18 protein-coding genes are annotated in these 22243 nt (G+C 63.9%); 10 read left to right on the top strand and 8 right to left on the bottom strand.

The window, feature by feature from the left end:
- Positions 1 to 8: 8 nt before the first annotated feature.
- The 4 genes from mglA to KW821_RS15240 all read right to left on the bottom strand — a co-directional run bounded on the left by mglA (position 9) and on the right by KW821_RS15240 (position 7176).
- Positions 9 to 1529, bottom strand: coding sequence for a galactose/methyl galactoside ABC transporter ATP-binding protein MglA (mglA, locus tag KW821_RS15225; protein WP_042654377.1), 1521 nt, complete (start codon positions 1527 to 1529; stop codon positions 9 to 11).
- Between the two features lie 52 nt (positions 1530 to 1581).
- On the bottom strand, positions 1582 to 2568 hold the full coding sequence (mglB, locus tag KW821_RS15230; protein WP_042654378.1) for a galactose/glucose ABC transporter substrate-binding protein MglB: 987 nt from the start codon (positions 2566 to 2568) through the stop codon (positions 1582 to 1584).
- 225 nt (positions 2569 to 2793) lie between these two features.
- Positions 2794 to 5835, bottom strand: coding sequence for a beta-galactosidase (locus KW821_RS15235; RefSeq protein ID WP_218292033.1), 3042 nt, complete (start codon positions 5833 to 5835; stop codon positions 2794 to 2796).
- Between the two features lie 336 nt (positions 5836 to 6171).
- Entirely contained in the window at positions 6172 to 7176 is a 1005-nt protein-coding gene (locus KW821_RS15240; protein ID WP_218292034.1) for a substrate-binding domain-containing protein, read from the bottom strand.
- Between the two features lie 215 nt (positions 7177 to 7391).
- On the opposite strand from KW821_RS15240, the gene galE reads away from it, so the two are divergent.
- From galE to bacA, 6 genes are all read left to right on the top strand, one after another.
- Entirely contained in the window at positions 7392 to 8405 is a 1014-nt protein-coding gene (galE, locus tag KW821_RS15245; RefSeq protein WP_218292035.1) for a UDP-glucose 4-epimerase GalE, read from the top strand.
- A 73-nt stretch (positions 8406 to 8478) separates the two neighbouring features.
- A complete protein-coding gene (locus KW821_RS15250) occupies positions 8479 to 9528 on the top strand; it encodes a UDP-glucose--hexose-1-phosphate uridylyltransferase (RefSeq protein ID WP_042654473.1) in 1050 nt (349 codons plus the stop codon).
- Positions 9525 to 10676 (top strand): galactokinase, encoded by a 1152-nt coding sequence (galK, locus tag KW821_RS15255; protein ID WP_218292036.1) that lies wholly within the window; start codon positions 9525 to 9527, stop codon positions 10674 to 10676. The genes KW821_RS15250 and galK overlap by 4 nt, the downstream gene beginning before the upstream one ends.
- A complete protein-coding gene (locus KW821_RS15260) occupies positions 10673 to 11641 on the top strand; it encodes a galactose-1-epimerase (RefSeq protein ID WP_218292037.1) in 969 nt (322 codons plus the stop codon). The genes galK and KW821_RS15260 overlap by 4 nt, the downstream gene beginning before the upstream one ends.
- Positions 11642 to 11819: 178 nt before the next feature.
- Complete coding sequence (locus KW821_RS15265; protein ID WP_218292038.1) at positions 11820 to 12815, top strand: aldo/keto reductase; 996 nt, start codon at positions 11820 to 11822, stop codon at positions 12813 to 12815.
- A 110-nt stretch (positions 12816 to 12925) separates the two neighbouring features.
- Positions 12926 to 13741 (top strand): undecaprenyl-diphosphate phosphatase, encoded by an 816-nt coding sequence (gene bacA / locus KW821_RS15270; protein ID WP_218292039.1) that lies wholly within the window; start codon positions 12926 to 12928, stop codon positions 13739 to 13741.
- Between the two features lie 64 nt (positions 13742 to 13805).
- Here bacA and KW821_RS15275 read toward each other — a convergent pair whose 3' ends face one another.
- The 3 genes from KW821_RS15275 to KW821_RS15285 all read right to left on the bottom strand — a co-directional run bounded on the left by KW821_RS15275 (position 13806) and on the right by KW821_RS15285 (position 15716).
- Positions 13806 to 14462 carry a ChrR family anti-sigma-E factor gene (locus KW821_RS15275; protein WP_218292040.1) on the bottom strand — a complete coding sequence of 219 codons (657 nt, stop codon included), beginning with the start codon at positions 14460 to 14462 and terminating at the stop codon, positions 13806 to 13808.
- Entirely contained in the window at positions 14455 to 15024 is a 570-nt protein-coding gene (locus KW821_RS15280; protein WP_218292041.1) for a sigma-70 family RNA polymerase sigma factor, read from the bottom strand. Before KW821_RS15280 ends, KW821_RS15275 begins: the two co-directional genes overlap by 8 nt.
- 125 nt (positions 15025 to 15149) lie before the next feature.
- Positions 15150 to 15716, bottom strand: a complete 567-nt coding sequence (locus KW821_RS15285) for an LON peptidase substrate-binding domain-containing protein (protein ID WP_042654474.1) — start codon at positions 15714 to 15716, stop codon at positions 15150 to 15152.
- A gap of 314 nt (positions 15717 to 16030) precedes the next feature.
- Between KW821_RS15285 and argS the strand changes: the two genes are divergently transcribed.
- From argS to hslU, 4 genes are all read left to right on the top strand, one after another.
- Positions 16031 to 17776 (top strand): arginine--tRNA ligase, encoded by a 1746-nt coding sequence (gene argS, locus KW821_RS15290; RefSeq protein WP_042654388.1) that lies wholly within the window; start codon positions 16031 to 16033, stop codon positions 17774 to 17776.
- A gap of 3 nt (positions 17777 to 17779) precedes the next feature.
- Positions 17780 to 18589, top strand: a complete 810-nt coding sequence (locus tag KW821_RS15295; RefSeq protein ID WP_218292042.1) for an SPOR domain-containing protein — start codon at positions 17780 to 17782, stop codon at positions 18587 to 18589.
- A 189-nt stretch (positions 18590 to 18778) separates the two neighbouring features.
- Complete coding sequence (gene hslV / locus KW821_RS15300) at positions 18779 to 19327, top strand: ATP-dependent protease subunit HslV (protein ID WP_042654390.1); 549 nt, start codon at positions 18779 to 18781, stop codon at positions 19325 to 19327.
- 62 nt (positions 19328 to 19389) lie between these two features.
- Positions 19390 to 20718, top strand: coding sequence for an HslU--HslV peptidase ATPase subunit (gene hslU, locus KW821_RS15305; protein ID WP_042654391.1), 1329 nt, complete (start codon positions 19390 to 19392; stop codon positions 20716 to 20718).
- A gap of 69 nt (positions 20719 to 20787) precedes the next feature.
- Here the strand turns inward: hslU and KW821_RS15310 are convergent, their stop codons facing one another.
- Positions 20788 to 22188, bottom strand: coding sequence for an MFS transporter (locus KW821_RS15310; RefSeq protein WP_371317613.1), 1401 nt, complete (start codon positions 22186 to 22188; stop codon positions 20788 to 20790).
- Between the last annotated feature and the right edge of the window lie 55 nt (positions 22189 to 22243).

A 22243-nucleotide genomic window follows, 5' to 3' on the forward strand; every position in this document is an offset into this window, starting at 1 on the left:
CTTCCTGTCTATAGGTACAGAGATGCCAGGCGTAGGATCTCGCTCTGGTCAGTTTCTTTGGTGTTGACGATCCCGGCGACCCGGCCATTGCTCATGACCATGATGCGATCCGTGATCCCGAGCAGCTCCGGCATCTCTGAGGAGATGATGATGATGCCCTTGTCCTTCTTGGCCAGCTCCAGGATGAGCTGGTAGATCTCGAACTTGGCACCGACGTCGATACCCCGGGTCGGTTCATCCAGCATCAGGATCTCAGGTTGGGTCAGCAGCCAGCGGCCGATGATGACCTTCTGCTGGTTGCCACCGGACAGGGAGCCAATCTGTGTCTGCTGGGTCGGGGTCTTGACCCGCATGGAGTCGATGACCCACTGGGTGTCGCTCTTCATCTTGTTGTTGCTGAGCAGCCCCATGGAACTCTTGTAGCTGTCCATGTTGGCGATCAGGGAGTTGAACGCGATGTCGAGACGGGAATAGATACCGGTGGAGCGCCGCTCCTCGGTGACCAGGGCGAAGCCGTTCTGGATCGCCTCGTGGGCATTGTGATTGGCCACCTCTTTGCCATGCAGCTTGATGGCGCCGCCGCTGCGATCGCGGATGCCAAACAGGGTCTCGACGATGTCGGTGCGCTTGGCACCGACCAAGCCGGCGATACCGAGGATCTCACCCTTGTGCAGGTCGAAGGTGACGTCCTGAATGGATGGCTGGTTCTTCGCCGTCAGATGCTCAACCTCCAGGATGACCTCTTTCGGCTGATTGGTTTTCTCCGGGAAGCGCTGGGTCAACTCACGACCAACCATCATGCCGATGATCTGATCCATGGTCATGCCCTTGAGCGGCTGAGTCGCCACCCATTGCCCATCCCGCAATATGGTGATCTCGTCACACAGCTGGAAGATCTCTTCCATCTTGTGGGAGATGTAAACGATGCCGCAGCCCTTCTCTTTCAGCTTGTTGATGATCTTGAAGAGGTGATTGACCTCTTTCTCGGTCAAGGAGGAGGTGGGCTCGTCCATGATGACAATCTTGGCATCGTAAGAGAACGCCTTGGCGATCTCGATCATCTGCATCTGGGACACGGAGAGCGTGCCCACCTTGACCCGAGGATCGATATCGATATCCAGTTCGTCGAAGATATGTTTGGTGTCGTGGTACATCTTGCCGTGGTCGACGAACCAGCCCTTGGTGGGGTAGCGGCCGAGCCACATGTTGTCCATCACGGTGCGCTGCAAGACCAGATTCAACTCCTGGTGCACCATGGAGACGCCGTTCTCCAGCGCCTCTTTGGACGAGGTGAAGTTGACCTCCTCGCCCTTGAAGAAGATCTTGCCCTCATCCTTCTCATAAATGCCGAACAAGCACTTGAGCAGCGTGGATTTACCCGCGCCATTCTCGCCCATCAACGCATGCACAGAATGAGGACGGACCCGTAAATTGACATTATCGAGTGCCTTGACGCCGGGAAAGCTCTTACTGACGTCAATCATCTCCAACAGCCATTCTGATTGTTGCCGTGTTGTCATATCAGCCATCACATCGGGTTGAAATAGAGGGCAAGGGGTCGCCTTGCCCAGGAGGAGGGAATTACTCGAATTGAGCCAGGTTGTCTTTGTCTACGCCCACGTAGGCAACGCGGACGACCTTGTTGTCGATCTTCCACTTGGTGCCTTCACCGGCCGGTTTGCCTTCAGCCAGGTTCTTGGTCAGCTCGAAGGTGGCTTTCGCCTGGTTGGCCGCATCGTTCAGCACTGTACCCGCCATGGCACCGCTCTTGACCATGGCCAGCGCCTCGGGCAACGCATCGACACCGAACACCGGGATGGCGGTCTTGCCTTGGGCCTTGAGGGATTCAACAGCGCCCATTGCCATGCCATCGTTGTTGGCGATCACCACTTCGATCTTGTTGGCGTTAGGACCGGAGATCCAGGCATCCATCTTGTCTTTGGCCATGGCGGTATCCCACATACCGGTATCCATGTGCAGCTGCTGGGTCTTGAGGCCGCCGTCGTTCAGGGTCTTGACGACATAGGTGGTGCGAGCTTCGGCATCCGGGTGGCCAGGCTCACCTTTGAGCAGCACGAACTGGATGACGCCATCCTTGTTCAGATCCCACTCCGGATGGGCTTTCCAATGTTTGGCGATCAGCTGACCCTGGATGATGCCTGACTCCTTGGAGTCGGTGCCCACGTAGTAGGCCTTGTCATAGCTGGCGAGATCGGCCGCACTCGGTTCCTTGTTGTAGAACACCACGGGTACATCTTCGCCACGGGCTTTCTCAATCACGACAGGGGCCGCCGCAGGATCAACCAGGTTGATCGCCAGCGCCTTCACACCCTTGGCCAGCAGCACGTCGATCTGGTCGTTCTGCTTGGACTGGTCATTCTGGGAGTCATTCATCAGCAGCTCGACACCTGGGTTCGCCACTGCTTCCTTCTCAATTGCCTTGCGTACCACGGCCATGAAGTTGTCGTCGTACTTGTAGACGGTCACACCGATACGGGTTTCAGCGTGGGCGGTGGCACCGGCCGTCAGTCCCATCAGCAGGGCGGCAACTGTCGTGAGTTTTTTCATTGTTATGCTCCGATCTCTAATATCTGTTTTTGTAGGGAATGCTGTACACCATGTGAACTGGCGCGAGCCTAATGTAATCAGTTTGTTGTCTGGAGTTCTGTGATCCTGACGACAAAATGAAAACGTTTACACTCTGTTACACAGCAACAAACTCGTTAAATATTAACTACTTAAACACAATCAAGACTCAATCGATTCGTTTTGGCGTTCATGGGGGAGTCAGATTCAGCGTAGAACACAGTTCCAATAGTAGCTCCCTGGCCGCAGCCAATATTCTGGCCGCACGCTCTGGCTCCAGGAGTCGTCACCCCCAACCCCCATGTGGAAGCCATCGAGACAGAGGTGCAGCCCACCCTCCGCCACCAGATCGGTCTGATGGCGGGCCAGGGCGAGTTGCGGCTGGCTGTAACGGCTGACGCTGAAGTGGAACTTGCCAGCGATGGTGATCTCCCCCAGCTGCAGCCGGTGGGTATCGCAACGCAGGCCGTTGTCGGTCGGGAACACATAGGGAGTGTGCAGGGCATCGAGCGGCAGTTGCCAGCGACCGAGATCGGCGGCGAGCAGGCGATCCGGGTAGTTCTCATGGGGGCCTCGCCCCAGCCAACTCACCTCGTCGATATCATCAACCAGCCAGAGCCGGGCCCCGATGCGGGGTAGCGACGGCAGGTCGGCGGCGACCTCCACCTCGATGGCGAGCGCCATGGCACCATCGGCACCGAAGCTGTGGCGCCAGTGGGTCAGCAGCTTGAGCTCTTCTCCGACGAAGTAACCGTGCCGGACCAGTGCTGTCCCCTGGTCCGGGTTCACCGTCAGCCCCAGGCAGCGATGCTGCAGGTCGTTGAGTCCAGCCTCCTGCCAGCGGGCGATCCAGGCGTTGGGATCTATGTGATCCGCCTCGCTGGCGCCGATGTCGTTGTCCAGCGGCGCGCGGTAGAAGTGATCGGCGATGGCATCCCGCAGCCGATCCTGCCCCTGCTTTTGCCAGCTGCGGATCTGCCCGCTGGCCTTGTCCAGCCGCCATTCGCTGTTGGCGGCCACGATGAGCCAATGGTCCGCCAGCTCCTGCATCGAGGCGGGGGGGTTCGCCGAGGGCAGCGCCAGGGGGCTGGGCAGCATGAACTGCTGGCGAGCCACCTCGTGACCCGCCTCGGCCCAGGCCGTGGCGTCAGGCTGCACTATGGCCAGCTCCAACCAGGCCAGAGAACCGGCAGTGAAGGTCGGCAGCTGCTCCAGCAGGGTCAGGCTCAGGCTGGCCTTGGGTGCCAGGCCGAGCGGGCATTCCCCCTGCGCCAGCACGGCGCCGTCCTCACACAGCCGCCAGCGCAGCAGCTCGTTGTCCGTGGTGCGGAACAGGTAGTCGCTGGTGATCTCGACCTCCAGCGGCCGTTGGCTTTTCAGCGCCAACACGAAAGGTTGCTGGGCGCGTTTGGCCTCGAACAGGGCGGGATGAGGGGTCCTGTCCGGGAACAGCAGGCCGTTGCAGCAGAATTGGCGATCGTTGGGCATGTCGCCGAAGTCGCCACCGTAGGCCCAATAGTGGCGGCCATCGTCGGTCGACTTGTCGAGCCCCTGATCGACCCAGTCCCAGACAAAGCCGCCCTGCAGGCGCGGATGATCGCGAAACGCCTGCCAGTAGTGGGCGAAGCCCCCCAGGCTGTTGCCCATGGCATGGGCGTACTCGCACAGGATCAGCGGCCGGGTCTCGTCTGGCAGCCCGATCCACTTGGCCAGCGCCCACTTGGGCACCGCCGGGAAGGGCTGATCCTGGTGGGTGCGGGCATACATGGGGCAGATGATGTCGGTGGCCGGGGTATCGGCCCCGCCCCCCTCGTACTGGACCGGGCGGCTCGGATCGGCGCGCTTGACCCACTGGTACATGGCATCGTGGGCGGGGCCATAGCCGGACTCGTTGCCCAGGGACCAGATGATGATGCTGGGATGGTTGAAGTCCCGCGCCACCATGCGAGTGACCCGCTCCAGGAAGGCGCTGCTCCAGGCGGGATCCCGCGCCAGCCGCCCCATGGGGGTCATACCGTGGGTCTCCAGATTCGCCTCGTCCACCACATAGAGGCCAAGGCGGTCACACAGTCGATAAAACTCGGGGTGATTGGGGTAGTGGGAGCAGCGCACCGCGTTGAAGTTGTGCTGCTTCATCAGCCGCAGATCCTGCTCCATGGCGGCCGGGGTCACCACATGACCCAGGGCGGGATCGTGCTCGTGGCGATTGGCGCCGCGGATCAGCAGGGGCTGGCCGTTGACCCGCAGCAGACCGCCGCGGATCTCCACCGCCCGAAAGCCCACGTCATGGGCCTCGCTCTCGATGGGCAGGCCATGCTCGTCCAGCAACGTCAGGGTCAGGCGATAGAGGTGGGGGGTCTCGGCGCTCCATTTATGGGGCGCCGGCACCTCCAGCCACAGCTCGGCGCGATCCCCGAAGGCCCCCTTCTCGTCGATGGCCCCGGTGCCGAGCGGCTGGCGTCGGCGGGTGATCAACTCGCCGCCAAGATAGAGGCTCGCCTCCACCGCCAGCCCGCTGCCATCGTTGACCTGCAGCGCCACCTTGAGGCGGGCATCCCGGTAGCAGGCATCCAGCAGCGGCGTGACCCGCACGTCCAGCAAATGGCGCTCGGGTTTGTGGAGCAGGCTGACGGAGCGGAAGATGCCGCTGAGGCGCCACATGTCCTGATCCTCCAGATAGGAGCCATCGGACCAGCGCAGCACCAGCGCCGCTAGCCGGTTGGGACCGGCCTGCAGGAAGGGGCTGAGATCGAATTCGGCGGGCAGCCGGCTGTCCTGGGAGTAACCGACCCAGCGACCGTTGCAGAACAGATAGAAGGCGCTGTCGACCCCGTCGAAGATGACCCGGGTCTGACCCTCGGCCAGCCAGTCGGCGGGCAGTTCGAACTCACGGGAGTAGCAGCCGGTCGGATTGGCCGCCGGCACCCTGGGCGGATCGCAGGGGAAGGGATACTTGATATTGGTGTAGATGGGGCGATCGAAACCCTGCAGCTGCCAGTTACCCGGCACAGCGACGGTCGTCGCCTCCGGCAGATCCTGATGCAGCCAGGCATCGGGCACCTGTTCGGGCGCCGCGAAGAAGGAGAACTGCCAGTCGCCATCGAGCAATAGCCGCGACGGCGAGGCGAGCCCGCTCCGCGCATCGGCCTCGCTGCGCCAGCTGGACAGCGGGGTATGGGCTGGCAGCCGGTTGACGGCGGTAATGGCCTGGGTCTGCCAGTCCTGACGGGCCAAGATCTCCCTGATCATCCTCTCTCTTCCTGTATGAGCGTTGAACACGTCAGCAGTGTAGGAGAGTTTCACACCCGAAACGGCGATCTCGCTCACACAGGTGTAAACGATTACACTGGAGATGTTAAGTAAAACAGGGTAAAAATGATTAAAGATGAGTAAAAAACGACGAGCGTCACCATGAGTGGACTCACGGCGACGATAAAACGGAATAGCGGGCTTCGTTCAGCCCCATATTTGGGTCATGGAGTGGCTATTGAGGCACGACCAGAGCCTGCAGTGTGAGGAGTGAACAGCAACTTGGGAGCGTGCAAAGGGGCCATCATCTCCCGCTCAATCGTCATCGAGGCAGGATCAGGGTCTGACCGGGGCTACCGAGTGGCGATTGATCAGGGTCGGGGTGTAGACGCGGCTCTGCACCACCTCGCTCTCGCCCGCGGCGAGTTGCAACGCCAGCTTGGCCGCCTGCGCCGCCATCAGCTCGATGGGGTAGCGCATGGTGGAAAGCTTGGGCCTCAGGTATCTGGCGTAGATGATGTCATCGAAGCCGACCACGGAGACCTCTTCCGGCACCTTGAGGCCATTGTCGGCCAGCACCGAGATGGCCCCCGCCGCCATGGCGTCGTTGTAAGCCACCACGGCCGTGATGCTGAGCCCCTTGGCCAGCAGGTTGAGCATGGCGCGCTCCCCCCCCTCTTCATTGGGCATGCCGCTTTCGACCAGTTCGGGATCCGCACTCAGACCCGCCTCGAGCAGGGCATCCTGATAGCCCTGCAGGCGCTGCTGGGCATCCTCGATGGCATGATCCGAGCTGACGAAGGCGATGTGACGATGACCCAGCTCCAGCAGATGGCGGGTCGCGGTGGCGGCCCCCTGCCGGTTGTTGAGGGCGATGCAGCGCCCCCTCAGGGCCGGAATATCTCGATTGATCAACACCATGCCGGGTACCCGCAGGGCATAGTCGATCAACTCCTCATCGCTCAGCGCCTTGCTGTGTACCACCAGCGCCTCGCAGCGTTTGCCGATCAACAGCTCGATGGACTCCCGCTCCTGCTGTGCCCTGTGAAAACCGTTACCCATCAGCAGGTGTAACCCTTGTTCCACCGCCACCGCAGCCACCCCCTTGACCAGGGCTCCGAAGAAGGGATCCGCCACATCGCCGACCACCACACCCATGGTGTCACAGGTCTGGTTGACCAGCGCCCGGGCGTTGGCATTGGGGGTGTAGCCCAGCTCGGCCATGGCTTTTCGCACCACCTCGCGGGAGGCGGCGCTGGCCTTGGGTGAGTTGTTCATCACCCGTGAAACCGTTGCCACCGATACGTTGGCCAAACGGGCGACATCCTTGATGGTACTCATGCTGTTTTCACTTATTTCACGGTTTTGGACGGGGCCATTATACCGAGCAATCCCACTGATGACAGGGGAAAAGCCGAGGTCGTTCATTTTTGCCTCAGCAATTTTGTGTAATCGTTTACACAAATATGTTAGCCCGCTCACAGTTTGAGGGGGAGCGCCTCGGCTAGACTCCTGCTCAGGCTTTCCTATGTGGGGAACGGATAGTGGAGAAGAGGATGAAAGTACTGGTCACCGGCGGCTGTGGTTACATTGGCAGCCATACCTGCCTTGCCTTGCAGGCCGCAGGCATGGAACCCGTGGTGGTGGACAATCTGTGCAACAGCAAGCCCGGCGTGCTGGCGCGGATCGCCGCCATCAGCGGGCGTGAACCCCTGTTCTATCGGGGCGACATTCGTGACGAGGCCCTGCTGGATCGCATCTTCGCCGAGCAGGAGATCGAGGCGGTGATCCACTTCGCCGCCCTCAAGGCGGTCGGCGAGTCGACCCGCATCCCCCTCGACTACTACCAGAACAACCTGAGCGGCACCCTGGTCCTGCTGCAGGCCATGAAGCGCGCCGGCGTCCACAACCTGGTGTTCAGCTCCTCGGCCACCGTCTATGGTGACCCGGCAAGCACCCCCATCCGGGAAGATTTCCCGCGCAGCGCCACCAACCCCTACGGCCGATCCAAGCTGATCATCGAGCAGATCCTCGAGGATCTGCAGGCCGCCGAGCCCCACTGGAGCATGACGCTGCTGCGCTACTTCAACCCGGTCGGCGCCCACGAATCCGGCACCATGGGGGAGGATCCCCAGGGCATTCCCAACAATCTGATGCCCTTCCTGACCCAGGTCGCCATCGGCCGTCGCGACTGCCTCTCCGTCTTTGGAAACGATTACAATACCCTGGACGGCACCGGTGTGCGCGACTACATCCATGTGGTGGATCTCGCCGAGGGGCACGTCAAGGCGCTGCAGCACTGCACCCATAAGGGTGGCGTCCACCCCTACAACCTGGGTACCGGCCTGGGCCAGAGCGTGTTGCAGATGGTCGCGGCGTTCGAGGCGGCCTGCGGTCACCCCCTGCCCTATCGCATCGAGCCGAGACGCCCTGGCGACATCGCCGAGTGCTGGGCCGATCCGGCCAAGGCCGAGCGCGAGCTGGGCTGGCACGCCAGCCGGGATCTCGCCGCCATGTGCGCCGACAGCTGGCGCTGGCAATCCACCAATCCACGGGGGTATGAGTCGTGATGGCACACGCCTTCCCCATTAACGCCCCTGCGGCGGCTACCCTTTTCATTTCACCAGGCATTGAGGAGTGATGATGTTCAACCCGGTTGATCACCCCCACCGTCGTTTCAACCCGCTGACCGGCCAGTATGTGCTGGTCTCCCCCCACAGGGCCAAGCGCCCCTGGCAGGGTCAGGTTGAGAAGATAAGCCAGGCCCCGAGCCAGGCCCACGACCCCGACTGTTTCCTCTGCGCGGGCAATCGCCGGGTCACCGGCGACCAGAACCCCGACTATCAGGAGACCTTCGTCTTCACCAACGACTTCGCCGCCCTGATGCAGGACACCCCGGCCGCCAGCGACGCCCAGGATCCCCTGCTGCGACTGGAAGCCGCCCGTGGCACCAGCCGGGTCATCTGCTTCTCGCCGGATCACGGCAAGACCCTGCCCGAGCTGACGCTGCCCGCCATCGAGGCGGTGATCCAGACCTGGCGGGATCAGGTGAGCGAGCTCTCCGCCCAATGGGAGTGGGTGCAAGTATTTGAAAACAAGGGCGCCGTCATGGGCTGCTCCAACCCTCATCCCCATGGCCAGCTGTGGGGCAGCGACTTCCTGCCCAACGAGATCGCCCGCGAAGAGCAGCACCAGCGCGACTGGCTGGCCGAGCATGGCCGCCCGCTGCTGGTCGACTACGTGGAGCGGGAACTGAACGATCGCTCCCGCATCGTGGTGGAAACCGAGCACTGGCTGGCGGTGGTCCCCTTCTGGGCGGCCTGGCCGTTCGAGACCCTGCTGCTACCCAAGGCCCATGTGCCCTCTCTGCTGAGCCTCAGCCCCGAGCAGCAACAGGATCTGGCGGTGGCGCTCAAGGAGCTCACCAGCCGCTACGACAACCTGTTCGAGTGCAGCTTCCCCTACTCCATGGGCTGGCACTTTGCGCCGCCCAACTCGGATTGCCCCGACGCCTGGCAGTTGCACGCCCACTTCTACCCGCCCCTGCTGCGCTCCGCCACTGTGCGCAAGTTCATGGTGGGCTTCGAGATGCTGGCCGAGACCCAGCGCGATCTGACGCCGGAACAAGCCGCCGAGCGGCTGCGCGCGCTCAGCCCCATTCACTACAACCAAGCCAAAGAGGAAGCAGTATGACTCCCAGCCAACGCGTCAGCGCCGTCTATGCCGAGCAGTTTGAGCAGCCGCCCGAGCTGCTGGTGCGCGCCCCCGGTCGCGTCAACCTCATCGGCGAACACACAGATTACAATGACGGCTTCGTGCTGCCCTGCGCCATCGACTACGAGACCTGTGTCGCCATCGGCCTGCGCGACGACAACCTGGTGCAGGTGATCGCCGCCGACTACGACAACCAGCGCGATCTGTTCGATCTCGCACAGCCCATCGAACACCATGCCGACCAGCGCTGGAGCGACTACATCCGCGGCGTGGTGAAGCACCTGCAGGCCCGCGGCCATGTGCTGCGCGGCCTCAATCTGGTGGTCTCCGGCAACGTGCCGCAGGGCACGGGGCTCTCCTCCTCCGCCTCGCTGGAGGTGGCCATCGGCCAGTCCTTCAAGGAGGCGCTGGGGCTTCACATCAGCCAGGCCGAGATCGCCCTCAATGGCCAGCAGGCGGAGAACCAGTTCGTCGGCTGCAACTGCGGCATCATGGATCAGATGATCTCCGCCAGCGGCAAGACGGATCACGCCCTGCTGCTGGACTGCCGCTCGCTGGAGACCCGCCTCATCCCCATGCCCGCCGATCTGGCGGTGCTGATCGTCAACTCCAACGTGCGCCGCGGCCTGGTGGACAGCGAATACAACACCCGCCGCCAGCAGTGTGAGACCGCCGCCCGCCACTATGGGGTCAAGGCACTGCGGGATCTGGATCTGGCCGCACTGGAGGCCGGCAAGGCCGGGCTGGATGAAGCCTGCTATCGCCGTGCCCGCCACGTGGTGGGGGAAAACGCCCGCACCCTGGCCGCCGCCGATGCGCTGGCCTGCGGCAATCTGGTTCGCCTCGGCGAGCTGATGGGTCAATCCCATGTCGCCATGCGCGACGACTTCGAGATCACAGTGCCCGCCATCGACGGCCTGGTGGAGATCATCAAGGCGCAGATCGGCACCCAGGGTGGCGTGCGCATGACCGGCGGCGGCTTCGGCGGCTGCGTGGTCGCCCTGCTGCGCCCGGAGCAGGTGAATGAGGTGATCGCCGCGGTCGAGGCCCAGTACCCTGCCAGGTTCGGCCTCAAGGCGGACAGCTATGTCTGCCGCGCCAGCGCCGGAGCCGGGGTGATCGCATGAAGGAGTTCCATCTGCAGAACGACGCCGGGTTGCGCCTCGGCGTGCTCGACTTCGGTGCCACCCTGACCGCCCTCGAGCTGCCGGTCGATGGCCATTATCGCAACGTGCTGCTCGCCTGCGAACCGACCGACTACCCCGGGCAGAACGCCTATCTCGGTGCCATCGTCGGCCGTTTTGCCAACCGCATCGGTGGCGCCCGCCTGACACGGGACGGCCAGCACTGGTCTCTCGATGCCAACGAAGGCACCACCTGCCTGCACGGCGGCAGCCAGTCGTTGCATAACAGGGAGTGGCAGGTATCCGAACTGGCCGGGGATCGCATTCGCCTACACACCCGGCTGGCCGACGGCGAGCAGGGCTTCCCCGGCAATCTGGATGTCAACCTGGAGTACCGGCTCGAGCAGCAGGACTTGGTGATCGAACTCACCGCCACCACGGATGCACAGACTCCGGTGAATCTCACCAGCCACGCCTACTTCAATCTGGATGGCGGTGATGTGCGCGAGCACAGCATCAGCATCGCGGCCGATCACTACCTGCCGATCGACGAGCACTCGCTGCCGCTGGGCAAGGCCGAGGTGACGGGTCCATTCGACCTGCGCCAGCGCCGCCTCGTTGGTGAGGAGTGGTTGAGTCACCCGCAGCAGATCGGGGCCTGTGGCTACGATCACTGCTTCCTGCTGAACCCGCTCCCCGGTCAAGCCGCCGTGACCCTCGTCTCGGGCGATGAGCGCCTTCGCATGGAAATGTATACCGACCAGCCTGGCGTGCAGCTCTACACTGGCAACTGGCTGGCGGGCACCCCGGCCAGAGGCGGCGGCGAGTGGCAGAACCATCAGGGACTCTGCCTGGAGGCGCAACAGCTGCCGGACAGCCCCAACCGCCCCGAGCTGGGGGATCCCTGGTTGCAGCCGGGCGAGACCTACCGCCACGTCACCCGTTACCGCCTGATCCCCGCGCGCTAAGCCCCGCCCTCTCTCCCAAAGGGAGGGAGAAGGGATTAGGGTTGCGCTGCCGTCGTCACCGTTGGGTGATGGCGGCTGCCAGTCCCCTTCTCCCCTCGCGGGAGCAGGGTGGGGAATGCAGGGAATATCTGACCGCTCAAATCCAATATCGTGAACCAGCCCCAACCCAGGAGTTTTTATGGATGACAACTACCTAGCGGCACCCGACCGTTACCAGCGCCAACCCTATCGCGCCGTGGGCCGCCACGGCCTGCGCCTGCCCAGCATAGGGCTGGGGCTCTGGCACAACTTCGGCGAGGGCAGCGATCCCGCCAAGGTGAAGGCCATGGTGCATCAGGCGTTCGATCTGGGCATCACCCACTTCGATCTGGCCAACAACTACGGGCCGCCCCCCGGCTCCGCCGAGACCACCTTCGGCACCGTGCTCAAGCGCAGCCTGGCCCCCTATAGAGACGAGCTGATCATCGCCAGCAAGGCGGGCTACGTGATGTGGGATGGCCCCTATGGGGACGGCGGCAGCGCCAAGTACCTGTTTGCCAGCCTGCACCAGAGCCTGCGCCGACTCGGCCTCGACTACGTCGACATCTTCTACCACCACAGGCCGGACTCCCGCACCCCGCTGGAGGAGACCTGCCAGGCGCTGGCGCTGATGGTGCGCCAGGGCAAGGCGCTCTACGTCGGCCTTTCCAACTACCCGGCCGAACTGGCCGCCAGGGCGGCGACCCGGCTGGCGGAACTCGGCACCCCCTGCCTGGTCAATCAGCTCAAATACTCCCTGTTCCAGCGGGAAATCGAGGCCGAGACCCTGCCGGTCTGCCGCGAGCAGGGGGTGGGGGTCGTGGCCTTCTCCCCCCTGGCCGGCGGCCTGCTCAGCGATCGCTACCTGGCCGGGATCCCAGCGGATTCCCGCGCCGCCAGCGCCAGCCCCTTCCTCCAGCCCGATCAGATCACCCCGGAGAAACTGGTCAGGATCCGGGCCCTGCATGCCCTGGCACAGCAGCGGGGGCAGGAGTTGTCACAGCTGGCACTGCAATGGGTGCTGCGCGATCCCGTGGTGAGCTGCGCCCTGATCGGCGCCAGCAATCCGCAGCAGATAGCCAGCGCGGTCGATGCCCTCAACCTGCCGCCGTTGGATGCCGAGTGGCAGCAAAAAATCCTGGCGGTGCTCCACTGACTGCGGCGCAATATTCTCTGGTTGCCCGGGTTATTTTCCGCCATCATTGGTCGCCCCGACTCCGCTCGGGGCTGCTTTTATCCGGACCAATCAACCAAGAGATCTGAATCATGACAGAGTCCTACGCCCTGTTTGTCGCCTTTGTGCTGGGCATAGTGGAAGGCCTGACCGAGTTTCTGCCCGTTTCATCCACCGGCCACATGATCATCGTCGGCCACCTGCTCGGTTTCGAAGGCCCCAAGGCCGCCACCTTCGAGGTGGTCATTCAGATGGGCTCCATACTGGCGGTCGTGGCCGTGTTCTGGCGCCGGCTGTTCGGGCTGATTGGCATCCATTTCGGCCAGAAGCCAGCCAAGGGCCACGCCACCCTGTCGCTGATCCACATCATCCTCGGCATGCTGCCCGCCGTGGTCATAGGCCTGGCCATTCACAGCTGGATCAAGGCCAACCTGTTCGGCCCCGAGACCGTGATGTATGCCCTGGTCGCCGGCGGCATCCTGCTGATCATCGCCGAGAAGTTCCGCCCTGCGGTGCGCTCCGAGACCCTGGATGACATCAGTTACCAGCAGGCGCTCGGCATAGGCCTGTTCCAGTGCCTGGCGCTCTGGCCCGGCTTCTCCCGCTCCGGCGCCACCATCAGCGGCGGCATGCTGATGGGGATCAGCCGTCAGGCGGCGGCCGAGTTCTCCTTCATCCTGGCGGTGCCCATGATGGTGGCTGCCAGCGGGCTGGATCTCTACAAGAGCCGCGACTTCCTCTCCATGGCCGACTTCCCCATGTTCACGGTGGGTTTCGTCACCGCCTTCGTGGTGGCCATGATCGCCATCAAGACCTTCCTCGCGCTGATCCGCCGGCTCGACTTCATCCCGTTCGCCATCTACCGCTTCGTGGTGGCCTTCGCCGTCTATCTGGTGTTCGTGGCCTGAGCCACGCAGAGCGACCAACAAAAAGGGACCCGACGGGTCCCTTTTTTTATGCCTGCGACCGGCCTCAGTAGAGCCGATCCCTGAGGCCGTTCAGCAGCCGTGACAGCCCCCTGGTGAAGCGGACCGGGGCATCCAGCACCGTGTAGCAGAGGCAGCCGTCCGGGGTGTGCGGGCTGTGGGAGTGGCTGGCATCGCGCCAGATGAAGTCCCCCGCCTGATAGCGGACCTCGCCATCCTGGATGTTGCCCGCCAGCAGCAGGGTCAGCTCGTAGCCCTGATGGGTGTGCTCCGGGATGCGCCCGCCCGCCTCTATGTGCAGCAGGCTGGCCCGCGCCCCCTGCTCCACCAACGGCAGCCGGTGCTGACGGATGGCGCCGACGTGGCGCCAGTCGGCCTCATGGTAGCGGGCAAGGGCCCTGGGCAGGGGATACTCCCGGCCGGCCACCCGCAGCTCGGGGACGGGGTCGGCGGCGCTCACCACGGGTAGCAGGGGTTGCTGCAGTATCTCCGCCAGCATGGCATCCAGCACCGGCACCATGGCCTCTTCGGGAGCCGGGGTCTCGAGATGGCGGGCCGCCAGCTCCTCCTCACAGGCGTGCAGCCAGGCGCCACAATCGGCACAGAGTTCGCAGTGGGCCGAGACGCCGACCGTCAGCGGCAGTGGCAATTCGCCGGCGGCAAAGGCGCGCAGCATGACGTGGGTGGGATGGGCTTTAATCATGCTCTTGCTCCACATGCTCTTTCAGCTTCTGCAATGCCAGCCGCAGCCTGGACTTGATGGTACCGAGCGGGACCCCGAGCAGATCCGCCAGCTCCTGCTGGGAGAGTTCCTGCAGGTAGATGCCGCGTACCACCTGCTGCTGGGCCTGGGGCAGGGCGTCCAGATGGTGCGCCATCTGGCTCGTCAGCACGGCCCCTTCCCCCTCGCTCAGTCGATCCTCTTCTGCCCTGAACTCCAGCACGGGCCACAGCTCCTCGGCGCAGAGATCCTCCTTGCTGGCCCGGCGCCGGCGCAGCATGTCGAAACACTGGTTGCGCATCACCGTGTAGATCCAGGTGGTGGGGGCGCCCCGCTCGGGGTGATAGAGCCGCGCCTTCTGCCAGACCAGCAGCATGGTCTCCTGCACCAGCTCCAGCGCATTGGCTTCGCTGCCGAGATGGCGCAGGCCATAGCCGCGGATGCGGGGGGCGAAGTGGTGAAACAGGGTGGCGAAGGCAGCCTTGTCGGCCTGCTCCGCCACGCGCAGCAGGTTCGCCTTCAGGTCACCATCTGGGTTATCCATGCGGGTCGAGGTCCTGTGACGGATAAATGATGGGTGGCTAGTATATGTCATCGCGCCCTACCTTGATGGCTATCGCCCTTGCCAGTACGACGGCCAGTGAAAAAAGATCATTCCTCCCCATGCCGTCAATGGCTCGCCACCAGCAGCCCGCTCAGCAGCGAGAGCGCCGGCTGGTTGTTCTCGGCCGCCACCAGCCACTGCTTCTGCTCCACCGGGATGGGCAGCACCTCGAGCCAGCGCTGCGCCACCCAGCTGGCGTCGTCCCAGTCGGGGGTGGGGTAGAGCGCCGCGTATTCGGGGTAATCGTTGAACACATCCTGCAACGCCTTGACCAGGGAGTGCTGATCCGCATTGAGCCGGCTGGTCTGCCAGGGGGGCAGCGGCTCCACCTCGCCCACCCGCAGACCATCGGACTCCTGCCACAGATCGACTATCCTGACCCGCGCCACCCCGAGCACGGTGATGCCGAGCAGGCCGTCCGGCAGCAGATCGAAATCGATGATCCGCACCCGGGTGGCGATGGGGTACATGTTGCGCAGCGCCTCCGGCTGACGGGGATCCAGCATGCAGATGGCAAACTCCCGCGTCTGCGCCTCGGCGACCATGCGCTGATACCTGGGCTCGAAGATGCGCAGCGGCATGATGCCACCGGGCAGCAGGTGAGCGGAGAGCGGAAACAGCGCCAGTTTCATCAGGATCATCCTCCAACGACTTCCTCTGATGATACGACCGTGGCACGGGGCGGGATCATTCAGATCGAGATGGAATAAAAAACCCGTTAACAATCAGGGGAAAATAGCCTGGACAAGCCGCTTCGATATGCAGTAGAAATGGATAACCACCACTTATTCCAATCAATATTCTGTATTGTGGTGGAAAACGCAGTGAAATATCCGCCGTGCCAATACGGGCGGGCCATTCCTATAGTTTTCTCGGCCCGATGCGGGTAAAATTCACGCCCTTATCTAGTCAGTCATTTTTCGACGCGCAACCTCGGTGGTCAGTTATGAAAGAGCATATTCATCATCTACTTGAACAAACGGTAGCCAATCTCAAGTCCGCGGGCGTGTTGCCGGCCGACCTGGAAGCCCGGGTGCAAGTAGACCGATGCAAGGAGAAGGCTCACGGTGACCTGGCCACCAACCTGGCCATGCTGCTGGCCAAACCGGCCCGCAAGAATCCCCGCGAGCTGGCCACCGCCATCATCGAGCACCTGCCCGCCTCCGACCTGATCGCCAAGGTCGAGATCGCCGGCCCCGGCTTCATCAACTTCTTCTTCGACCAGCGCTGGCTGGCCGGCCAGGTCGAGGCCATGGTGACCTCCGCCAACGCCAACGTGAAGCTGCCGACCCCGCAGACAGTGGTGGTGGACTACTCCGCCCCCAACGTGGCCAAGGAGATGGCGGTGCACCACATCCGTTCCACCGTGCTCGGTGACGTGGCGGCCCGCGCCCTGGAGTTCCTCGGCCACAAGGTGGTGCGCGCCAACCACATCGGCGACTGGGGCACCCAGTTCGGCATGCTGATCGCCTATCTGGAGAAGATGGCCAACGAGCACGCCAGCGACATGGCGCTCAAGGATCTGGAAGCCTTCTACACCCAGGCCAAGCGTTGCTACGACGAAGACGAAGCCTTCGCCGAGCGCGCCCGCAACTACGTGGTCAAGCTGCAGGGTGGCGATGAGTACTGCCGCACCATGTGGAAGAAGCTGGTCGACATGACCATGGAACAGAACCAGATCAACTACGACCGCCTGAATGTCTCCCTGACCAACAAGGACATCATGGGCGAGTCCATGTACAACGACATGCTGCCCGCCATCGTCACCGACCTGAAAGCCAAGGGGCTGGCGGTCGAGAGCGAAGGCGCCACCGTGGTGTTCCTCGACGAATTCAAGAACAAGGATGGCGAGCCCATGGGCGTCATCATCCAGAAGAGCGATGGCGGCTTCCTCTACACCACCACCGACATCGCCTGTGCCAAGTACCGTTACGAGACCCTGGGCGCCGACCGGGTGATGTACTTCATCGACTCCCGTCAGCACCAGCACCTGATGCAGGCCTGGACCATCACCCGCAAGGCGGGCTATGTGCCGGAGTCCGTTCCCCTCGAGCACCACGCCTTCGGCATGATGCTGGGCAAGGATGGCCGTCCCTACAAGACCCGCTCCGGCGGCACCGTCAAGCTGGTCGATCTGCTGAACGAGGCCGAGGAGCGCGCCGCCGCCCTGCTGGAGAGCCGCAACAGCGACCTCAGCGCCGAGGAGAAGGCCCAGGTGGTGCACGCCATCGCCATGGGGGCGGTCAAGTATGCGGATCTGTCCAAGAACCGCACCACCGACTACATCTTCGACTGGGACATGATGCTGTCGTTTGAAGGCAACACGGCCCCTTACCTGCAGTACGCCTACACCCGCATCCAGTCCATCTTCCGCAAGGCCGGCGTCGACGCCGAGACCCTGGGCGGCAAGGTGGTGCTGAACGAAGAGGCGGAAGAGGTGCTGGCCCAGAAGCTGATCCAGTTCTCCGATGCCATCAACGGCGTGGCGGACAAGGGGATGCCGCACCTGCTCTGCACCTACCTATACGAGCTGTCCGGCAACTTCATGACCTTCTACGAAGCCTGCCCGATCAACAAGGACGGCGTCGACGAGGTCAGCCGCCAGAGCCGTCTGTTGCTGTGCGCCGCCACCGCCAAGGTCCTGAAACTGGGTCTGGGCGTGCTGGGCATCCATACCCTGGAGCGCATGTAATAGATGGCAACCCGGGATTACGTCGGCAACAGCCCGAGAAGACGGGCCGGTGGTCGTAACACCAAGAAAGCGGCACCTCGCCGCTTTCCTGTTATCCCGGCACTGCTGGCCGGGGCCCTGCTCGTCGGCTTCGGCGCCTTCCTCTACCTGATCAATGGCAAGGGCGCCGATGCCCCGACCATAGAGGAGCAGGTCAAGGCCAACAAGCCGAAGGCGCAGGGCAATGGCCTGCCACAGGAGAAGTGGAGCTACATCGAGCGGCTGGAGAACAAGCAGGTGGACATCATGGAGCCGCCGCCCCAGCCGGGGGTGCCGCCACCGGCGCCCACCCTCACCCTGCAGCCCGAGAAACTGCCGCAGCCGGTGCCGACCGACATCCCCCAGCCGGGGACGCCCATCGGCCAGGTGCAGCCGTACCAGCCGCAACCGGTTCAGCCCGCCAAGCCAGCCCCCGTGACCAGCGCCCAGGAGCAGGTGATCGACCGCAAGGCCGAGCTCGCGCGCATGGAGAAGGGGCTGCGGGCCGAGCAGGAGAAGGCCAAGGCGGCCGCGGCGCAGCAGACTGCGGCGGCAGACAGTGGTCGCTACATGATGCAGTGCGCCGCCCTGCGCTCACAGGATTCCGCCGAATCGCTCAAGGCGCGCATCGCCTTCGGCGCCGGCCTCTCCTCCAGCCTGCAGGTGGTGAATGGCGCCAACGGCACCGTCTACAAGGTGATGGTCGGTCCCTTCAGCGGCAAGCCCGCCGTCGATGCCGCCAACCGCAAGCTGCAAGGCGCCGGTATCAGCGGCTGTATCCCCAAGAAGGGCTGATAGTCGTTCGCTCCAGACAGCAGGCAGGGCTCAACACCCTGCCTTCTTTTTATCCGCCGTTTGGCCTGCAGGCCATATGACGCCCTCTCTTATCCGCGCCATCGGCAGGGTTGAAAAACTCCGGCCTGACCCCCATCTTTCTTGCCATGCACAGTCAGGCCGTTTTTCGGCTCAAGCGAGGTAAGTAAAGTGACTACCATAGTTTCTGTCCGCCGCAACGGCCAAGTCGTGATCGGGGGGGATGGCCAGGTATCCCTCGGCAACACCGTCATGAAGGGCAATGCCCGCAAGGTTCATCGTCTCTATAACGGCAAGGTGCTGGCGGGCTTCGCCGGCGGTACCGCCGATGCCTTCACCCTGCTCGAGCGCTTCGAGGCCAAGCTGCAGGCCCATCAGGGCAATCTGGAGCGCGCCGCCGTGGCGTTGGCCAAAGACTGGCGCACCGATCGCGCCCTGCGCCGCCTCGAGGCCCTGCTGGCGGTCGCCGATGAGCACAAGTCCTTCATCATCACCGGCAACGGTGACGTGGTGCAGCCGGAGCATGATCTCATCGCCATCGGCTCGGGCGGCAACTTCGCCCAGTCGGCGGCCACCGCCTTGCTGGAGAACACCGAGCTGGATGCCAAGAGCATCGTCGAGAAGTCCCTCAAGATCGCCGGTGACATCTGCGTCTTCACCAACCAGCACCACACGGTTGAAGTGCTGGAGTACGCACCCAAAGAGACCGAGCCGAAGTAAGGCCCCTCTTTGCCAATTTGCAAGGGGTGGGCTCTGCCCGCCCCGGATACAGGAATGCCATCATGTCCGAGATGACCCCGAGAGAAATCGTTCACGAGCTGGACCGCCACATCATCGGCCAGGCCGATGCCAAGCGTGCGGTGGCCGTAGCCCTGCGTAACCGCTGGCGCCGGATGCAGCTCAGCGAGGAGATGCGCCACGAGGTGACGCCGAAGAACATCCTGATGATAGGCCCGACCGGCGTCGGCAAGACCGAGATCGCCCGCCGCCTCGCCAAGCTGGCCAACGCCCCCTTCATCAAGGTGGAAGCGACCAAGTTCACCGAGGTGGGCTACGTGGGCAAGGAAGTGGACAGCATCATCCGCGATCTGACCGATGTCGCCATCAAGCTGGTGCGCGAGACCGAGATGGAGAAGATGAAATACCGCGCCGAGGAAGCCGCCGAGGAGCGCATCCTCGACGCCCTGCTGCCCAATCCGCGCAACAGCTGGGGCGAGGAGGAGAAGGCCGACAACTCCAACACCCGCCAGGTGTTCCGCAAGAAACTGCGGGAAGGCCAGCTGGATGACAAGGAGATCGAACTCGAGCTCTCCGCCAGCCCCATGGGGGTCGACATCATGACCCCGCCGGGCATGGAAGAGATGGCGAACCAGCTGCAGGGGCTGTTCCAGAACCTGGGTCAGCAGCAGAAGAAGAAGCGCAAGATCAAGGTCAAGGAGGCCATGAAGGTGCTGATCGAGGAGGAGGCCGCCCGTCTGGTCAACCCGGAAGAGTTGAAGCAGAAGGCGATCCACGCGGTCGAGAACAACGGCATCGTCTTCCTCGACGAGATCGACAAGATCTGCAAGCGCGGTGAGTCTTCCGGTCCCGACGTCTCCCGCGAGGGGGTACAGCGGGATCTGCTGCCGCTGGTCGAGGGCTGCACCGTCAACACCAAGCACGGCATGGTGAAGACAGACCACATACTGTTCGTCGCCTCCGGCGCCTTCCAGGTGGCACGCCCGTCGGATCTCATCCCCGAGCTGCAGGGTCGTCTGCCGATCCGGGTCGAGCTGACCGCGCTGACCACCGAAGACTTCGAGCGCATCCTGACCGAACCGAACGCCTCCCTCACCGACCAGTACCAGGCGCTGATGGCGACCGAAGGGGTCAAGATCGAGTTCACCAAGGACGGCATCCGCCGCCTGGCCGAGGCCGCCTGGCAGGTCAACGAGCGCACCGAGAACATCGGCGCCCGCCGCCTGCACACCGTGATGGAGCGGCTGATGGAAGACATCTCCTACGATGCCTCCGAGCAGTCAGGCGCGACCTTCGTGATCGACGCCGACTACGTCAACGCCCACCTCGGCAAGCTGATCGAGGACGAGGATCTGAGCCGCTTTATCCTGTAAGGCCAGCTCTATGACGCCCTAAAAACGCCTCCCGATGGAGGCGTTTTTTTATGCCGCATGGTTTCCCCCTCAACTCACCACCAGTGCCCCCTCATGGCGGCGCCCGACCAGCCAGAGCGCCCCGCCGATCAACAAGCCGGCCAGGGCAAAGCTGGCCTGCATGGCAAACGCCAGATCCGCCGCCATGGCCGTGACCAGGCTGTGCGTGCCCACCAGGTTGGCAAACAGGCCACCGAGCCCGGCGGCCCCCGTCAGCTGGCCCAGATTGCGCGACAGGGTCAGCAAGCCGGCCACGGCCCCCCTCGTCTGCTCGCTCGCCGCCCCCACCAGGGCACTGTTGTTGGCAGTCTGGAACAGGGCATAGCCGGCGGTCAGCAGCAGTATGGGCAGCAGATAACCGAGCGGGCCCAGCCCGCTGCTCAGGGTCGCCAGCCCGAGGGCCGCGCTCGCCATGGCCATCAGCCCCAGCCGCACCACCCGCCGCGCACCTACCCTGTCCACCAGCCAGCCGGCGGGCATCCCCGTCAGGGCCGCCAACAGCGGCCCGCCCGAGATCATGAGCCCGACCGTCCCCAGATCGAGGCCGAACACTCCCCGCAGGTAGAAGGGGCCGATCAGCAGGCTTGCCACCATCACGCTGGCCACCAGGGCACTGGCGAGCAGGCCGCCGCGCAGGCGGGGAGCGGCCAGCAGCGTCAGCGGCAGCAGGGGGGAGCGGGCGAGGCGCTCGCGGCGCACGAACAGCACGGCGACGAGCAGTGCCCCCGCCCCCCAGCAGAGCGCCAGGGCGCCCCCCGAGGTCAGCGCCAGCCCGTAGCAGAGCAGCGCCATCACCAGCATCAGCAGGCGCGCGAGGGGGATGTTTTCCTTTTTCGGCTGTGCACCCTCCGCAGGCAGGCCGAGCAGGCCGGCCCCCAGCGCCAGCAGGCTGACGGGCACCAGCAGCAGGAAGGGCGCCTGCCAGCCGAACGTACCTATCAACAGGCCGCCGAACGAGGGGCCAAGGGCAGTGCCGCAGGCCGACAGGGTGCCGAGCAGCCCCATGCCCCAGCCACGGCGCGCCGGCCCCACCAGCTGCCCCACCATGGCCAGCGCGAGCACCAGCATGCAGGCCGCCCCGGCCCCCTGCAGGGCCCGCGCCGCGATCAGCCAGCCGAGGGAGGGCGCCAGGGCGCACAGCAGGGAGGCCAGCGCAAACAGTCCAAGGCCCCAGAGCAGCAGGCGACGCCGGCCGAGCCGGTCACCGAGCCGCCCGGCCACCACCGTCAGGCAGGTGAGCCCCAGCAGGTAGGCCACCAGCACCCACTGCACGCTGGCAAAGGGCACGGCAAACGCCTGCTCCAGCGCCGGCAGCACCATGTTGGCCATGCTCCCCGCCAGCATGGGCAACAGGGTGGCGAGCCCGAGCGCCAGCAGGCCGAGGCGGCGAGTCAGAGGGGGGGAAAGGACGATATTGTGTGGCATGGGCATGAGCTCCGGCGGACTAGGATGCCGACAAGGCTAGCCAGCAAGCTGAACCGGCGGA

The sequence above is a fragment of the Aeromonas sp. sif2416 genome, assembly GCF_019218665.1.
GTDB classification, from domain to species: domain Bacteria; phylum Pseudomonadota; class Gammaproteobacteria; order Enterobacterales; family Aeromonadaceae; genus Aeromonas; species Aeromonas encheleia.

Coding starts and splice junctions, on each gene's coding strand:
- KW821_RS15310 (WP_371317613.1), bottom strand. CDS start 22,188: ATGCCCATGCCACACAATATCGTCCTTTCCCCCCCTCTGACTCGCCGC.
- galK (WP_218292036.1), top strand. CDS start 9,525: ATGACTCCCAGCCAACGCGTCAGCGCCGTCTATGCCGAGCAGTTTGAG.
- KW821_RS15285 (WP_042654474.1), bottom strand. CDS start 15,716: ATGAAACTGGCGCTGTTTCCGCTCTCCGCTCACCTGCTGCCCGGTGGC.
- KW821_RS15235 (WP_218292033.1), bottom strand. CDS start 5,835: ATGATCAGGGAGATCTTGGCCCGTCAGGACTGGCAGACCCAGGCCATT.
- bacA (WP_218292039.1), top strand. CDS start 12,926: ATGACAGAGTCCTACGCCCTGTTTGTCGCCTTTGTGCTGGGCATAGTG.
- KW821_RS15295 (WP_218292042.1), top strand. CDS start 17,780: ATGGCAACCCGGGATTACGTCGGCAACAGCCCGAGAAGACGGGCCGGT.
- KW821_RS15265 (WP_218292038.1), top strand. CDS start 11,820: ATGGATGACAACTACCTAGCGGCACCCGACCGTTACCAGCGCCAACCC.
- KW821_RS15260 (WP_218292037.1), top strand. CDS start 10,673: ATGAAGGAGTTCCATCTGCAGAACGACGCCGGGTTGCGCCTCGGCGTG.
- KW821_RS15275 (WP_218292040.1), bottom strand. CDS start 14,462: ATGATTAAAGCCCATCCCACCCACGTCATGCTGCGCGCCTTTGCCGCC.
- KW821_RS15280 (WP_218292041.1), bottom strand. CDS start 15,024: ATGGATAACCCAGATGGTGACCTGAAGGCGAACCTGCTGCGCGTGGCG.
- hslU (WP_042654391.1), top strand. CDS start 19,390: ATGTCCGAGATGACCCCGAGAGAAATCGTTCACGAGCTGGACCGCCAC.
- galE (WP_218292035.1), top strand. CDS start 7,392: ATGAAAGTACTGGTCACCGGCGGCTGTGGTTACATTGGCAGCCATACC.
- argS (WP_042654388.1), top strand. CDS start 16,031: ATGAAAGAGCATATTCATCATCTACTTGAACAAACGGTAGCCAATCTC.
- KW821_RS15250 (WP_042654473.1), top strand. CDS start 8,479: ATGTTCAACCCGGTTGATCACCCCCACCGTCGTTTCAACCCGCTGACC.
- mglB (WP_042654378.1), bottom strand. CDS start 2,568: ATGAAAAAACTCACGACAGTTGCCGCCCTGCTGATGGGACTGACGGCC.
- KW821_RS15240 (WP_218292034.1), bottom strand. CDS start 7,176: ATGAGTACCATCAAGGATGTCGCCCGTTTGGCCAACGTATCGGTGGCA.
- mglA (WP_042654377.1), bottom strand. CDS start 1,529: ATGGCTGATATGACAACACGGCAACAATCAGAATGGCTGTTGGAGATG.